Raw genomic sequence first — 14944 nt, 5'->3', positions numbered from 1 at the left:
CCCTCCCCCCTCACAAACTCAGCTCTTCTCCCTCAGCTCATTCGTGTCCGCTCTCGCCGTCGGCCTTCACCGGTTCCCGGCGTTCGAGGCGGAAAATGCGGATCCGCCGTTCGATGCGCTCCTGGTAGACGGCGTACGGCGGCCAGAACCGCAGCAGTTCCCGCCAGGCCTCCTCCCGCTCGTCCCCGGCCAACTGCCGCGCCCTCACGGGAATGTCCCGCCCTCGGTAACTGATCCACGCCTCCGGGTGCCTGCGCAGATTGACGGTCCACGCGGGGTGACCCGGCTTCCCGAAGTTGCTGCCCACCAGCAGCCAGCTCCCGCGCTCCTCCTCGGGCATGCACGCCAGCGGCGTACGCCGCTGCTGTCCGCTCCTGGCGCCCGTCGAGGTCAGTACGACTCCGGGCAGCAGTTGGGTGCTGAGCATCGTCCGCCCGCCCGACAGCCGGTGCACGGCCCGGTCCAGCACGGGCACCACATGCGGGGCGATCCGGGCGAAAGCCCTGGTCGACGACGTTTTCTGGATCAGCTTCAAGCCGCTCTTCCCGGCCATCGGACAGCGCCCGCCTCTCCCTCGCGTTCGTCCCTGCGTTCGTCCCTGCGTTCGTGCCCGCGTCCGTGTTCGCCTTCGCGCTCTTCCCCGCGTGCCCCCTCGCGCGGCCCGAACAGCGCCGCGCGGTCCGCCGCACACGCCCGCAGCCGGTGCACCGGGCCGAACAGCAGCTCGTCACCGGCCGCGCGCTTGAAGTACAGGTGCGCCTCGTGCTCCCAGGTGAAACCCACACCGCCGTGCAGCTGCACCGCCTCGGCGGCGGCCGAACCCAGCGCCTCCAGCGCCTGGCCCAGAGCCGTCCCGCCCGCCGTGGCGGCCTCGCCGCCGTCCTGATCGAGCGGCCTCGGCCCGTCGGCCGCCCAGGCCGCGAAGTACGCCGCCGAGCGTGCCGCCTGCACCTGCACGTAGACGTCCGCCAGCCGGTGCCGTACCGCCTGGAACGAGCCGATGGGTCGCCCGAACTGCTCACGCACCTTGACGTACTCGACGGTACGGGCCAGGGCGCCGTCCGCAGCGCCCACGGCCTCGGCCGCCAGGAGGGCGGCCACCCGTGGCCCGGCCGACGCGAGTTCGTGAGCCATGTCGCCATCGGGCTCACCGACGCGCTCCCCGTCGCGTGCGTCGCCCCGGTCCCCGTCGTTGCCGCCCAGCGGGATCGCCGTCACGTCCCGCAGTTCCGCGCGTGCGACGGGGCGCGTCTCGTCCAGTGCTGTCTGCCGGGTACGCACGAGGCCGTCCGCGGCGCCGTCGACCAGGAAGAGCAGCGTGCGGCTGCGCGTGAAACCGCCGGTGTGCGCGGCGACGAGCAGCAGCCCCGCGCTATGGCCGCCGAGCACCTGGTCCACCTCCCCGTACAGCCGCCAGCCCGCTCCCCCGCCGGCTGTGCGGTACGTCGCCTGGACGCCGCCCGCGCGCCCACCGCCCGCCCACCCGGGCCCGGGGCCGGGCGCGGTGAGGCCGAGCGCCGAGGAGAGAGTGCTGCCCGGTACGGCGAGGGCCGCGGTCAGCTCACCGGAGGCGAGGCGGGGCAGCAGTCGGGCACGCTGGTCCGCGCTGCCGAGCCGGGCGAGGAGCGGGGCCGCGAGCGCGGCCGTGGGCAGCAGCGGCGAGGGCAACAGGGTGCGGCCCGCCTCCTCGAAGGCGAGGGCGAGTTCGACGGTGCCGCAGCCGGTCCCGCCGTATCTCTCGGGCAGCGCCAGGCCGGGCAGGCCGAGCTGCCGGGCGAGGGTGTCCCACAGGGCAGTGTCGTATCCCTCCGGGGTCCGCACGGCTGTCTTGACCTCGTCGGGCCTACAGCGTCGTGCCAGCAGATCTCGCACGGTGCGCCGCATCTCGTTCTGCTCCTCGGTGAACGCGGTGTCCATCCGCGGTGCCTCCTCACGGCCATGGCGCGGCACAGCGCAGCAAGCTGACGGAGCGTCATATTAAGGATGGCGGCGCGGGAAGCCCAGACCCGTGCACTCTGCCTCACCGAGCAGAACTGATGTACCGTCAGTTCTATGCCGGTCGCCGCTTCCGCCCGTGGTCCGCACCACACCGGCCGCCGCGTCGCGGTCGCCGGGGTGGCACTCTGCGACGTCGCGACGACGGACCCGGCGAGCGCGGAGACGGCCCGCGCGGACGCGGCGACGCCGTACGCGCTGCACGCGCGGGCAGCGCGCCGCGCCCTGGCCGACGCCGGGTGCGACCGCTCCCAGGTGGACGGGCTCGCCTCCGCCGGTCTGGGCACCCTGGCACCGGTGGAGGTCGCCGAATATCTGGGACTGCGCCCCACCTGGGTCGACTCGACCTCCGTCGGCGGGGCCACCTGGGAAGTGATGGCCGCACACGCGGCCGACGCCATCGCGCAGGGCCGGGCCGACACCGTGCTGCTCGTCTACGGCGCGACCCCACGCGCCGACCTCAAGGCCCGCCGCCGCACCGCCAACCTGTCCTTCGGAGCGCGCGGCCCCCTCCAGTTCGAGGTGCCGTACGGGCACACGCTCATCGCGAAGTACGCGATGGCGGCCCGTCGGCACATGCACCAGTACGGCACCACTCTTGAGCAGCTCGCCCAGGTCGCCGTACAGGCCCGCGCCAACGCCGCGGCGAACCCGGAAGCCTTCCACCGGGAGCCGATCACCGTGGGCGACGTGCTGTCCGGGCCGATGATCGCCGACCCCTTCACCAAGTTGCACTGCTGCATCCGCTCGGACGGCGGCTGTGCCGTACTGCTGGTGGCCGAGGACCGGGTGGCGGACCTGGCCACCGAGCCGGTGTGGATCCTCGGCTCGGGCACGGCGGTCTCCCATACGACGATGTCCGAGTGGGAGGACTTCACCGTCTCACCCGCGGCCGTCTCCGGGCGTACGGCCTTCGCACGCGCCGGTGTCACCCCGCACGACATCGACCTGGCGCAGATCTACGACGCCTTCACCTACATGACCTTGGTGACGCTGGAGGATCTCGGCTTCTGCGCCAAGGGCGAGGGCGGCGCGTTCGTCCAGGACGGGCGGCTGCTGCGGGACGGCGCACTGCCGGTGAACACCGACGGCGGCGGCCTGTCCGCCTGCCATCCGGGGATGCGGGGCCTGTTCCTGCTTGTCGAGGCGGTACGCCAGCTGCGCGGCGAGGCCGGCGAGGGGCGGCAGGTCCGCCGACGGGACGGCACACTGCCCGAACTGGCCGTCGCCTCGGGGACGGGCGGCTGGTTCTGCTCGTCGGGCACGGTGGTGCTGGGACGCGGGTGAGGGGTGAGGGCGTTACGCCCAGGGCGGTCAGAACCGCTGGTACATGATGTGCAGCCCCACGTATCCGTGCTTCGGGTGCTGGAAGCCCTCCTCCAACGTGGCGACGATCTCGAAGCCGAGCGATTTCCACAGCGCGACGGCGCCCGTGTTGGTCTCCACGACAGCGTTGAACTGCATCGCCCGGTAGCCCTCCCGCTTCGCCCACTCCAGCACGTGCGCGCCCAGGGCCCGGCCGACGCCCTTGCCGCTGCGGTCCGGGTCGACCATGAAGCTCGCCCCGGCGATGTGCGAGGCGCCACCCATGTGGTTCGGGTTCATCTTCGCCGAGCCCAGTACGGTGCCGTCGTCGTCCACGGCCACGACGGTGCGGCCGGGCGGTGGCAGCATCCAGGTCCGGCGGGCGGCGGGCTCGGCCATGTCGCGGGGGTAGGTGTAGGTCTCCCCCGCTTCGACGATGCGCCGGAAGAAGGGCCAGACGGCGGGCCAGTCGGACTCGGTGGCTGTTCGGATCTGCACAGGCCCAGCATGCGCGACACCGGCCCCGTACCGCCAGCGACTATCGCGGGGCGGGCCGGAAGACCGGAACGACCGGCTCCTGGGCGCTCCGGCCGCCCTCCGCCCGGAACGCGACCCGCAGCTCCATCCCCACCCGTAGCTCCTCGGACGGACAGTCGGTGATCTCCGTCATCATGCGCGGTCCTTCCGCGAGCTCCACCACGGCGGCGACATACGGGACGCGCGCCCCGAACGGCGGCAGATCGTTGCGGTGGACGACGGACCAGGTGTAGAGCGTCGCCCGCCCGCCGGCCTCCTCCCAGCCGACGTCCTCGCTCCAGCAGTACGGGCAGAACTCGCGCGGGTAGTGGTGCGCGGCGCCGCAGCCTGCCGCGTGACAGCGGCGCACCAGCAGCCGCCCCTCGGCCGCCGCCTGCCAGTACGGGGCGGTGAAGGCGTCGATGTCGGGCAGATCGAACCGCTGCTGTGCCGACGCTCCACTCATGGGCCCCCTCACTGGGCCGGACCAGACCGACCAGACCTGACGTCTCGTCAGTTGTAGGCGCTTCCGCGTACGCCCGCAAGAGCCGGTGCGCCGACCTAGGATTGTCGTCATGCCCATGTCCGACAGCGGCACACCTGTCCACATCGTCGGGGCCGGTCCGGGAGGACTGGCCACGGCCGCGGCCCTGCGGGAGCGCGGTATCAGCGCCGTCGTACTGGAGCGGACCGACGCGGTCGGCTCCTCCTGGCGCAGCCACTACGACCGGCTACGGCTGCACACCGCCCGGGTCCACTCCTCGCTGCCCGGCCTGCCCATCCCCCGCGCCTACGGACGCTGGGTCCGCCGGGCCGACCTGGTGCGCTACCTGGAGCAGTACGCGGCACACCACCGCATCGAGGTGGCCACCGGCGTCGAGGTGCACCGGCTGGAGCGGGCCGAGGACGAGGAGGGCGCACCGGGTCCGGAGGGAGCACAGGGCTCGCCGGGTGCGTACGAGGCGCAGGGCGCGCGATGGGTGCTGCACGCCAACGGGGGGCGGCGGCTGCTCGCACCCGCCGTGGTCGTGGCCACCGGCTACAACCACACCCCGTACCTGCCCGACTGGCCCGGTCGTGACGGTTTCACCGGCGAACTGCTGCACGCCTCCCGCTACCGCTCCCCCGCCCCCTACGCGGGCCGCGACGTACTCGTGGTGGGCGCGGGGAACACCGGCGCGGAGATCGCCGCGGATCTGGCGGAGGGCGGCGCCGGGCGCGTCCGCCTCGCCGTCCGGACACCCCCGCACATCCTGCGCCGCTCCACCCTGGGCTGGCCCTCGCAGCGCAGCGCGATTCTGTGCCGGAGGCTGCCGGTGCGGCTGGTGGACCGGATGGCGGCGCAGCTGACCAAGCTGTCCGTCCCCGACCTGGCCCCCTACGGGCTGCCGCGCCCCGACGCCGGCCTGTACACACGGGCACGCGAGGGCGCCATCCCGGTGCTGGACGCGGGGCTGGTGGAAGCGGTCCGGCAGGGGAAGGTCGAACCGGTGGCCGCCGTCGCCTCGTTCGAGGACGGCAAGGTGCGGCTGACGGACGGGGAAACGGTGTCCCCCGAGGTGGTCATCGCCGCGACCGGGTACCGACGCGGCCTGGAGGACCTGGTCGGCCATCTGGGCGTGCTCGACTCCCGGGGCGTGCCCCGCGTGCACGGTCGCCGCACCCATCCCGCCGCACCCGGCCTCTTCTTCACCGGATTCTCCAACCCCCTCAGCGGCGGTCTCCGCGAACTCGCCCTCGAAGCCCGGCGGACAGCCAGGGCGGTGGCCCGCTCGGCGGGCTGAGCCGGACACGCGGCAGCACGACCGCTCCGCCTTACCCGGGCGGCGATCCGGGCCCGCCGCAGGGTTCCTGACGCCCCGTCAATTCAGTAATCTGACAGAGCGTCAGTTCCTGCGAGGCGCCAGCCCCAGGTAGGCCACCACACGGGAGTGGGCGAGAGAAGATGCTCGGATCGACTCACGGGACCCTCACCATGACCCCTCGCTCCGCCCGGGTGCTGGCCTGCGGCGAGCGGGCCGGCGGCGGCACCGTGCACGGCAGGGCCGACGACACCGCCGTCGAACTCGACGTCAGCGGGCGTCCGCTGCACGCACCGGTGCCCGACCTGGACCGGTTCTTCCGCCCGGAGGCCGTGGCCGTCGTCGGCGCTTCGGACACCGAGGGGCGGGCCAACACGGGCATCACACGCCAATTACTGGCCTGGGCCGACCGGGTCGGCGCGCGGCTGCACCCCGTGCACCCCAGCCGTCGCGAGGTCTTCGGACTGCCCTGTGCCCCTACCGTCGCCGCACTGCCCGAGCCGGTGGACGTGGCCGTACTGCTCGTCGCGGACCCGCTGCCGGTCGTCCAGCAGCTCGCCGACACCAAGACCAGGTTCGCCGTCGCCTTCGCCTCCGGCTTCGCCGAGACGGGCGAGGAGGGCGCGGCGGCGCAGACCAGGCTCGCCGAGGCCGCCGCACGCTCCGGGGTCCGGCTGCTGGGGCCGAACACCAACCTCAACGCCTTCGAGCGCTTCCGCGACGATCTCGACGGGCCCGCCATCGCCCTGATCACACAGTCGGGCCACCAGGGGCGCCCGCTGTTCGCGTTGCAGGAGCTGGGCATCCGGCTCTCGCACTGGGCGCCGACCGGCAACGAGGCGGATCTGGAGACGGCCGACTTCCTCTCCTACTTCGCCACCCTGCCCGAGGTCGGGGCCGTCGCCGCGTATGTGGAAGGGCTCAAGGACGGCCGGGGCTTTCTGCTGGCGGCCGACCGTGCGGCACGCAACGGCGTCCCCGTCGTCGCCGTGAAGGTGGGCCGCACCCGGGCCGGTGCGCGTACCGCCGCCTCGCACACCGGGAAGCTGACCGGAGCGGACGCCACGGTCGACGCGGCGATGCGGCAGTTCGGCGTCATCCGCGTCGCCGGGCTGGACGAGCTGCAGGACACCGCCACACTGCTGGCCCGCGCCAGGCCACCGCGGGCCGAGGGAGTGGCCGTCTACGCCATATCCGGCGGCACCGGTGCCCACTTCGCCGACCTGGCCACCGCCGAGGGGCTGAGCCTGCCGACTCTCCCGGCGCGGAAGCAGGGCGAACTGCACCAGTGGATCCCGGAATACCTCTCCGTCGCCAACCCCGTCGACAACGGCGGCCACCCGGTGGGCGACTGGCGCGGCCGCAAGATCATCGACGCGATACTGGCCGACCCGGACGTCGGCGTTCTCATCTGCCCCATCACCGGGCCCTTCCCCCCGATGAGCGACAAACTGGCCCGCGACCTGGTGGCCGCGGCCGAGGAGACGGACAAGCTGGTCTGTGTCGTATGGGGCTCTCCCGTCGGCACCGAGGACGCCTACCGGCACACCCTGCTGGGCTCCTCGCGGGTGGTGACCTTCCGTACGTTCGGCAACTGCGTGCGGGCCGTCCGCGCCTACCTCGACCACCACCGCTTCAGCCGCGCCTACCGCTCCCCCTTCGACGAGGCGCCCCGCACCCCCTCCCCCTCGCTGCGCAAGGCGCGGGCGCTGCTGCACCCGGGCCGGCAGCTGAGCGAGCACGCGGGCAAGCAACTGCTGCGCGCCTACGGGATCCGTGTGCCGCGCGAGCAGCTGTGCACCAGCGCGGCAGGCGCGGTACGCGCGGCGGCACAGGTCGGCTACCCGGTCGTCATGAAGGCATCGGCGCCACAGCTGGCGCACAAGAGCGAATACGGTCTCGTCCGCCTCGGGCTGACCTCCGCCAGCCAGGTACGGGACACCTACCGCGAGCTGACGGAGATCGCCCGCGCCGAGGGCATCGAGCTGGAGGGCGTGCTGGTGTGCCAGCTGGTCGACCCGGGCGTGGAGATGGCCGTCGGTATCACGCAGGACGAGCTGTTCGGGCCGACGGTGACGGTGGGGCTGGGCGGCGTCCTGATCGAGGTGCTGCGGGACGTCGCCGTGCGGGTCCCGCCGTTCGGCGAGGACCAGGCGCGCGCGATGCTCGGCGAACTGCGGGGTGCTGCGCTGCTGCACGGCGTACGCGGCAGGCCGCCCGCCGACACCGACGCGCTGGTGGAGGTCGTGCTGCGGGTGCAGCGGATGGCGCTGGAGCTGGCCGCGAACGGCTCGGGGAACGGTGGTGGGCTGGCGGAGCTGGACATCAATCCGCTGGTCGTCCTGGAGCGCGGGCAGGGCGCGGTGGCACTCGACGCGCTGGCGGTCTGCCGCTGACCCCGCCGCGCACCGGCGCCGCCACCGCGCTGAACGAAGCCGCGTCGCTGAGCGAAACCACGTCGCTGAACGAAACCGCGTCCCTGAACGCAGCCGCATCGCTGATCGGAGCTGCATCGTGCCGTCCTTCCCCCGTGACACGTCCGCCGAGAAACCGCTCGCGGCCCCGGACGAGTCCCTGGAAAAAGTTGTAGCCCAGGCCACTGACAACGCCGTCTCGTGGATCGTCCTGGACCGCCCGCACGCGAGGAACGCGCTCACCTGGGAGCAGCGCGAGCGGCTCATCGCCCTGCTGGCCGACGCCTCGGCGGATCCGGGGGTGCGGGCCGTGGTGCTGACCGGGCGGGGACGCGGGTTCTGCGCTGGCGCGGACCTCAAGGGCACCCCCGGCGGCGAGCGCGTGGCGGGTGATGTGGCCCGTACCCTCGAACGGGGTGCGCAGCGGCTGGTCGCGGCCGTGCTGGACTGCGAGAAACCGGTGCTCGCCGCCGTCAACGGCACGGCGGCGGGGCTCGGCTGCCACCTCGCGCTCGCCTGCGATCTCGTACTGGCCGCGGAAGAGGCGTCGTTCACGGAGGTCTTCGTACGCCGCGGACTGGTCCCGGACGGTGGCGGGGCCTATCTGCTGCCCAGGCTGATCGGTCCGCAGCGGGCGAAGGAGCTGATGTTCTTCGGGGACGCGCTGTCCGCCGCGGATGCCGAGCGGCTCGGCCTGGTCAACCGGGTCGTGCCCGCCGAGGCGCTGGAAAGGACGGCGGGGGCCTGGGCCGAGCGGCTGGCGGCCGGGCCGACCCGCGCCCTGGCGCTGACCAAGCGGCTGGTCAACTCCTCCCTGGACGAGGGCCGCGCGGCTGCCTTCTGCGCCGAGGCGTGGGCGCAGGAGATCAACATGACCACCCGGGACGCACGGGAGGGCGTGGCCTCGTTCGTCGAGCGGCGCCCACCGGAGTTCGAGGGGCGGTAGCTGCGCCGTGGTTACGCTGGAGTTGCCGACGGGCGGGCGAACGGCGGCACAGGAACCGAACGATACTTCCGATCTGACGAGGCATCAGGTGGAATGAATCCATGATGGGACACGCTGGAATGGCAGCCACCGCGGTGCGCTATCTGCGCGCCGCAGGCGCACAGTCCGCCCATGCCACGGAGGGCACCGGGCGGGACGCACGGCACGGCACCGGGCCGGTGGCGGAGCCCGGCGCACTTCCGCGGCCCGACCTGCGCGCCGTACGCGAGAACGAGCGCGCCCCCGTCGACCCGGCCCACTTCCGGCGCGTGCTGGGCGGCTTCGCCTCCGGTGTGACGGTGGTGACCGCTTCGGCGGCCGAGGCGGAGGCGAGCCCCGCCGGGTTCGCCTGTCAGTCCTTCGCCTCCCTCTCGCTGGAGCCGCCCCTCGTCTCGTTCATGGTGGGCCGCACCTCCACCAGCTGGCCCCGCATCGCCCGCGCGGGCGTCTTCTGCGTGAACGTACTCGCGGCCGACCAGGGCGAGCTGTGCCGTGCCTTCGCGGTGAGCGGCGCCGACAAGTTCGCCGGGGTCTCCTACCGCCCGACGCCGGTCACGGGCTCTCCACTGCTGGAAGGCGTGGCGGCGTGGATCGACTGCGAGATCCACGCGGTGCACACCGGTGGCGACCACCTCATCGTCGTCGGCCGGGTGCGTGCGCTGGGAGCGGCCGAGGACGACCGCGAGCCGTTGGTCTTCCACCGGGGGCGCCTGGGCACCTTCACGCCCATGGACGCCGAGGGCTGAGGCCTGGCCCCGGCCGTCCGCCCAGGGGCGCGCTCACGCGGAGTGCACCTGCAGCCCCGTGCGGCCGGGGGCGAGCTCGGGGCGCAGCACCAGGTCGGCGTCGTAGTCGCCGCCCGCCTCGTACCGGAAGGGCAGCGGCGCGAGTGCGTCCAGATTGCGCAGCCGCTCGCGCAGTTCCTCCTGGCGCTCCTTGACGTCGGCCTCCGTCGAACGGTCGGCGCCGTAGACGACGAACGGCGGCAGCGCCGCCATGCCCGTGTACCAGAACGTGCCGTGGTGCACCGGGAAGAGCACGTCCTCGACGTACCCGTGGATGCCTCGTGGGCCGAAGCTGGAGGGCCGGGCCCCGACCGAGGTGACGACCATGGCGCGCTTGCCCGCCAGACCGCCGTCCCCGTAGCGGCGGGTGCGGCCCTCCGCGTCCTGCACGCCGAACGCGAAGCCCTGCACCAGCACCCGGTCGAACCAGCCCTTGAGGATGGCGGGCGGGCCGAACCACCACAGCGGGAAGTGGAAGACCAGGGTGTCGGCCCACTCGATCTTCTCCTGCTCGGCGCGGATGTCCCCGGAGAGCCCCCCGGTGCGGTACGCGTGCTCCTGCGCGTCCCCCACCAGCAACCGGTCCTCGGGCCGCTCCCGGGCGGGGAAGTCCGCACCGTCGACGACCGGCTTCCAGCTCATGGCGTACAGGTCGGACTCGCGTACCTGATGGCCGGCTTCCCGCAGTGCGGCGACCCCCGTGTCGCGCAGTGCGGCGTTGAGGGAACGGGCTTCCGGGTGGGCGAAAATCCACAGTGTCTTCATGCCACTGATCGTGTGCCCAAACGGACCGCGAAACGAGTGGCCGGACGGTCCACTAGTGCAAGATTCTGGCCAGCTACTCCGGCCGGGCCGGGTCCGGTGCCCCGCGCCGCACCACCAGCGCCATCAGTGCCGCCGTCGCACACAGCACCCCCGTACCGGTCCACGCCAGGTCGTACGTCCCCGTGGCGTCCCGTACGAGCCCCGCCAGGAAGGCGATCAGCGAGGCACCGGCCTGGTGCGAGGCGAGCACCCAGCCGAAGACGACCGCACCGTCCGTCCCGAAGTGCTCCCGGCACAGCGCCATCGTGGGCGGCACGGTGGCCACCCAGTCGAGCCCGTAGAAGACGATGAAGAAGAGCATCGGCGGCTGCACACTCGCGGCGAACAGCATCGGCAGCACCAGCAGCGACAGCCCGCGCAGCCCGTAGTAGACGGCCAGCAGCCGCCGCGCGTCGAACCGGTCGGTCAGCCAGCCGGAACAGACCGTGCCCACCAGGTCGAGCACCCCGATGGCGGCCAGCAGGGAGGCGGCGACGGGAACGGCCATCCCGTGGTCGTGCGCGGCGGGCACGAAGTGCGTGCTCATCAGTCCGTTGGAGGAGGCGCCGCAGATCGCGAAAGTTCCGGCCAGCAGCCAGAAGACCCGGGTACGGGCGGCGTCCCGCAGCACCGACAGAGTGCGCCGCAGCGCGCCTGTCACATCCGCCTCGGGCCTCGTGTAGTCCGCCCCCGCACCGTACGGGCGCAGCCCCACGTCCTCGGGGCGGTCCCGCAGCAGCCACACCACCAGCGGCACCACGGCGAGCGCGGCGCAGCACACCACCAGCGAGGCGGTACGCCAGCCGGGCCCCTCCACCAGCAGCGCCACCAGGGGGAGGAAGACCAGCTGCCCGGTGGCGCTGCCGGCCGTCAGGATGCCGCTGACCAGGCCGCGCCGGGCGACGAACCAACGGTTGGCCACCGTGGCGGCGAAAGCGAGCGCCATGGAGCCCGAGCCGATGCCCACCAGCAGCCCCCAGCAGAGCACCAGTTGCCACTCGCTGGTCATGAAGACGGTCAGGCCGCTGCCCGCCGAGATCAACAGCAGCGCCACCGTGACGATCTGGCGTATCCCGTAGCGCTCCATCAGTGCCGAGGCGAACGGAGCGGTGAGTCCGTACAGCAGCACGTTCAGCCCGACGGCGAGCGAGATGGTGCCGTGCGACCAGCCGAACTCCTGGTGCAGCGGCTCGATGAAGACGCTGGGTGTCGCCCGGAAGCCGGCCGCCCCCACCAGCGCGACGAAGCACACCAGGGCGACCCACCAGGCGCGGTGCACCCGCGGTGCGGCCCGGCGCGCCGTCGCGGAGGACGCTTCGGCGGACTGCGGCTCTTGGCAGCTCGCGCCGTCCCTTCCGGAAGGCTGCGGGGAGAGGGTCTCTGTCACGCGGATCATCCTGCGGTGCGGTGCCGGGCGGAGCGAGTGGCTTGAAGGCCACCATGTGCGAGGATCGGGCCATGGCCGTTTTCACCCGCCCCGGGCTGCACAGGGTCGCCGTCCTGGTGCGGCACGGTCTGCTGCCGATCGAGCTGGGCATCCCGCACGCCCTGATGGGCAGGGCCCGGTCGGCCACCGGCGAGCCGCTGTACGAGGTCATCACCTGCGCCGTCACACCTGGTGCGATCCGCACGGAGGGCGACTTCACGGTCAACGTGGAGCACGGCACCGAGGCGCTGGCCGAGGCGGACACCGTGATCGTCCCGGCCGCGCACGACCGGGACGAACCCTACGACCGGGGCGCCATGGGCCCCGGGCTCGGCGCCGCCTTCGCGCGCATCCGTCCCGGCGCACGGGTCGCGTCCATCTGCACGGGCGCCTTCGTACTGGCCGCCGCCGGACTGCTGGACGGCAAACGGGCCACCACCCACTGGCGGGCCACTGAGCGCTTCCAGCGCCTCTTCCCGAGCGTCCGGCTCGACTCGGACGTGCTCTACGTCGACGAGGGGTCCGTCCTCACCTCGGCGGGCATCGCCTCCGGCGTCGACCTGTGTCTGCACATGATCCGCCGGGACCACGGCGCGGCCGTCGCCAACGCGGTCGCCCGGACCACTGTCGTACCGCCGCACCGCGACGGCGGGCAGGCCCAGTTCATCCGCCGCCCCGTCCCCGAGCCCAGCCGCTCCTCCACCGGGGCCGCCCGCGCCTGGGCCCTGCGCCACCTCGACCGCCCCCTGACCCTGCGCGAACTGGCCGAACGCGAGTCGATGAGCGTCCGCACCTTCACCCGCCGCTTCCGCGAAGAGGTCGGGGTGAGCCCTCAGCAGTGGCTCACCCAGCAGCGCATCGAACGCGTCCGCCAGTTGCTGGAGGAGAGCGATCTGTCCGTCGAGCAGATCGCCGCCCGCGCCGGATTCGGCTCCGCGTCGACCCTGCGGATGCACTTCCAGGCGGTCCTGGGTGTCTCACCGAGCGCCTACCGCCGTACGTTCCGCGCGGACAGCGCGGCGGGGGCGAACGGCGACCCGCCACGGACGCCGGCATGAGCGCGGAAAGAGGGTCGGTGACGGCGCGGACGAAGGAGTCGGAGATGGCCGGCAGGGCGAGGGTTTTCGTGCATCCAGGACGGCACCGGGTCGCGGTACTGGTCAGGCACGGAGTGATTCCGATGGAGCTCGGCCTGGTGCACCAGGTGTTCGGCCGCGCGGCGACTCCGGAGGGAGAGCCGCTGTACGAGGTGATCACCTGTGCCGTCGATCCGGGAGCTGTCCGCACGGACGCCGATTTCCCCATCCATGTCGGCCACGGCACCGAGGCGCTGGCGGAGGCCGACACAGTGGTCGTTCCGGCCACCCACGAGCCGGACGAGACGGAGACCGAGGGCACCCTGCCCGAAACGCTCCGGCAGGCGCTCGCCCGGATCCGTCCCGGCGCACGGGTCGCGTCCATCTGCACGGGTGCCTTCGTACTGGCCGCCGCCGGACTGCTGGACGGCAAGCGGGCGACGACGCACTGGATGTCCACCGACAGCTTCCGCGCGCTGTATCCGGCCGTGCGGCTGGACCCCGACGTGCTCTACGTGGACGAGGGCGCCGTCCTCACCTCCGCGGGCGAGGCAGCCGGGATCGACCTGTGTCTGCACATCGTGCGGGAGGACCACGGCGCGGCCGTCGCCAACGCGGTGGCACGGCGCACTGTCGTACCGCCGCACCGCGACGGCGGGCAGGCCCAGTTCATCCGCCGCCCCGTCCCCGAGCCCAGGCTCTCCTCCACCGGGGCCGCCCGCGCCTGGGCCCTGCGCCACCTCGACCGCCCCCTGACCCTGCGCGAGCTGGCCGAACGCGAGTCGATGAGCGTCCGCACCTTCACCCGCCGCTTCCGCGAAGAGGTCGGCGACACCCCGCTGCGCTGGCTCAACCAGCAGCGCATCGAACGGGCGCGCCACCTGCTGGAGGAGACGGATCTGCCCGTTGAACGCATCGCCGCCCAGGCCGGCTTCGGTACGCCGGCCTCCCTGCGCCAGCACTTCCAGGCGGCCCTCGGTGTCTCCCCCCGCGCCTACCGCCGCACGTTCCGCGCGGAGGCCCAGGGCGCGGCAGCATAGGGATACGGACGGCAGACAGGCCGATCCGCGCCGCCGAGCGCGGCGTCCGACAACCGCCAGCCTTTACGCCGCCCCGCGAGCGACGCTGTCGGCATGACACACCACGCTTCTTCCCCGCCGCCGGACCAGGCGGTCTCCTCCCCGATGGACCCGGAGGCGGTGCTCACCGGCATGTACGCGGCCGAGGTGGAGTATCTGGCCGCAGGCGGTCCGGGGACGGCGCCGTTCGCCCCGCTCGCCCCCTTCTTCGCTCCCGATGTCGTCCTCCACCAGGCCGCCGGGCTGCCCTACGGCGGCACCTGGCACGGCCACGCGGGCATGGAGCGGTTCTTCCTCGAGATGAGCCGCGTCTGGGAGTCGTTCGACATCACGGACCAGGAATTCCTTGCCACTGGCGCGACGATGGTCGTACTCAGCCGAATCCACGCACGCGCACGTGCCACCGGTCGGGAGGTCGTGTTCCCCATCCTGCAAACGATCAACGTCAGGGACGGGCGGATCGCCGAAGTCCGTCCGTTCTACTGGGACACTGCGGCAATTGCGTCAGCGTGCACTCCATCGGCGGCCTGATCGAGCTCGCCGCCTAGGACTTGTCCGGTCGATCATGTGCGGAGCCAGATGAACAGGGCTGCTGCTGTGGCGGTGCCGAGGAAGACGTATCCGCGCTTCTCGTAGCGGGTGGCGACTGCCCGGGACTGCTTCAGCCTGTTGATCGCCCGTTCGACGGTGTTGCGCTTCTTGTAGCGGTCTTCGTCGAAGCCGGGCGGTCGACCACCGCGTGAGCCTTTGCGCAGGC

The 14944-nt window shown here is 72.7% G+C and carries 14 protein-coding genes and 1 pseudogene; 8 read left to right on the top strand and 7 right to left on the bottom strand.

Going from position 1 to position 14944, the window contains the following annotated elements; translation table 11 throughout:
- Window positions 1-37: 37 nt before the first annotated feature.
- Together KBY19_RS09765 and KBY19_RS09760 are read right to left on the bottom strand one after the other, a co-directional pair.
- A complete protein-coding gene (locus KBY19_RS09765; protein WP_210957238.1) occupies window positions 38-553 on the bottom strand; it encodes a nitroreductase/quinone reductase family protein in 516 nt (171 codons plus the stop codon).
- Window positions 532-1917 (bottom strand): acyl-CoA dehydrogenase family protein, encoded by a 1386-nt coding sequence (locus KBY19_RS09760; RefSeq protein ID WP_210965599.1) that lies wholly within the window; start codon window positions 1915-1917, stop codon window positions 532-534. The genes KBY19_RS09765 and KBY19_RS09760 overlap by 22 nt, the downstream gene beginning before the upstream one ends.
- 135 nt (window positions 1918-2052) lie before the next feature.
- Between KBY19_RS09760 and KBY19_RS09755 the strand changes: the two genes are divergently transcribed.
- On the top strand, window positions 2053-3282 hold the full coding sequence (locus KBY19_RS09755; protein WP_099882031.1) for an acetyl-CoA acetyltransferase: 1230 nt from the start codon (window positions 2053-2055) through the stop codon (window positions 3280-3282).
- 27 nt (window positions 3283-3309) lie between these two features.
- Here the strand turns inward: KBY19_RS09755 and KBY19_RS09750 are convergent, their stop codons facing one another.
- Window positions 3310-3798, bottom strand: coding sequence for a GNAT family N-acetyltransferase (locus KBY19_RS09750; RefSeq protein ID WP_099882033.1), 489 nt, complete (start codon window positions 3796-3798; stop codon window positions 3310-3312).
- Between the two features lie 40 nt (window positions 3799-3838).
- Window positions 3839-4282, bottom strand: a complete 444-nt coding sequence (locus tag KBY19_RS09745) for a Zn-ribbon domain-containing OB-fold protein (protein ID WP_099882035.1) — start codon at window positions 4280-4282, stop codon at window positions 3839-3841.
- Between the two features lie 115 nt (window positions 4283-4397).
- Here KBY19_RS09745 and KBY19_RS09740 point away from each other — a divergent pair, with 115 nt between their 5' ends.
- The 4 genes from KBY19_RS09740 (at window position 4398) to KBY19_RS09725 (ending at window position 9763) form a co-directional block, all read left to right on the top strand.
- Complete coding sequence (locus KBY19_RS09740) at window positions 4398-5600, top strand: NAD(P)/FAD-dependent oxidoreductase (protein ID WP_210965616.1); 1203 nt, start codon at window positions 4398-4400, stop codon at window positions 5598-5600.
- Window positions 5601-5761: 161 nt separating this feature from the next.
- Window positions 5762-8014, top strand: coding sequence for an acetate--CoA ligase family protein (locus KBY19_RS09735; RefSeq protein ID WP_185017297.1), 2253 nt, complete (start codon window positions 5762-5764; stop codon window positions 8012-8014).
- 118 nt (window positions 8015-8132) lie between these two features.
- On the top strand, window positions 8133-8978 hold the full coding sequence (locus tag KBY19_RS09730; protein WP_210965598.1) for an enoyl-CoA hydratase/isomerase family protein: 846 nt from the start codon (window positions 8133-8135) through the stop codon (window positions 8976-8978).
- Between the two features lie 119 nt (window positions 8979-9097).
- On the top strand, window positions 9098-9763 hold the full coding sequence (locus KBY19_RS09725) for a flavin reductase family protein (RefSeq protein ID WP_099882041.1): 666 nt from the start codon (window positions 9098-9100) through the stop codon (window positions 9761-9763).
- A 33-nt stretch (window positions 9764-9796) separates the two neighbouring features.
- Here KBY19_RS09725 and KBY19_RS09720 read toward each other — a convergent pair whose 3' ends face one another.
- Both KBY19_RS09720 and KBY19_RS09715 read right to left on the bottom strand, forming a co-directional pair.
- Window positions 9797-10567, bottom strand: a complete 771-nt coding sequence (locus KBY19_RS09720) for an NAD(P)H-dependent oxidoreductase (RefSeq protein ID WP_210965597.1) — start codon at window positions 10565-10567, stop codon at window positions 9797-9799.
- 73 nt (window positions 10568-10640) lie between these two features.
- Complete coding sequence (locus tag KBY19_RS09715; RefSeq protein ID WP_307842685.1) at window positions 10641-11993, bottom strand: MFS transporter; 1353 nt, start codon at window positions 11991-11993, stop codon at window positions 10641-10643.
- A gap of 71 nt (window positions 11994-12064) precedes the next feature.
- Between KBY19_RS09715 and KBY19_RS09710 the strand changes: the two genes are divergently transcribed.
- From KBY19_RS09710 to KBY19_RS09700, 3 genes are all read left to right on the top strand, one after another.
- Window positions 12065-13090 carry a GlxA family transcriptional regulator gene (locus KBY19_RS09710; RefSeq protein ID WP_210965596.1) on the top strand — a complete coding sequence of 342 codons (1026 nt, stop codon included), beginning with the start codon at window positions 12065-12067 and terminating at the stop codon, window positions 13088-13090.
- A gap of 44 nt (window positions 13091-13134) precedes the next feature.
- On the top strand, window positions 13135-14148 hold the full coding sequence (locus KBY19_RS09705; RefSeq protein WP_210965615.1) for a GlxA family transcriptional regulator: 1014 nt from the start codon (window positions 13135-13137) through the stop codon (window positions 14146-14148).
- Between the two features lie 144 nt (window positions 14149-14292).
- Entirely contained in the window at window positions 14293-14718 is a 426-nt protein-coding gene (locus KBY19_RS09700) for a nuclear transport factor 2 family protein (RefSeq protein WP_210965614.1), read from the top strand.
- A 32-nt stretch (window positions 14719-14750) separates the two neighbouring features.
- Here the strand turns inward: KBY19_RS09700 and KBY19_RS09695 are convergent.
- Window positions 14751-14944: pseudogene (locus KBY19_RS09695) on the bottom strand (IS5/IS1182 family transposase); the annotation flags it as partial.

The sequence above is a fragment of the Streptomyces sp. B15 genome (assembly GCF_018070605.1).
Classification (GTDB): domain Bacteria; phylum Actinomycetota; class Actinomycetes; order Streptomycetales; family Streptomycetaceae; genus Streptomyces; species Streptomyces smyrnaeus.
The sequence above is the reverse complement of the archived record's forward strand: the minus strand, read 5'-3'. Positions and strand labels throughout refer to the sequence as shown.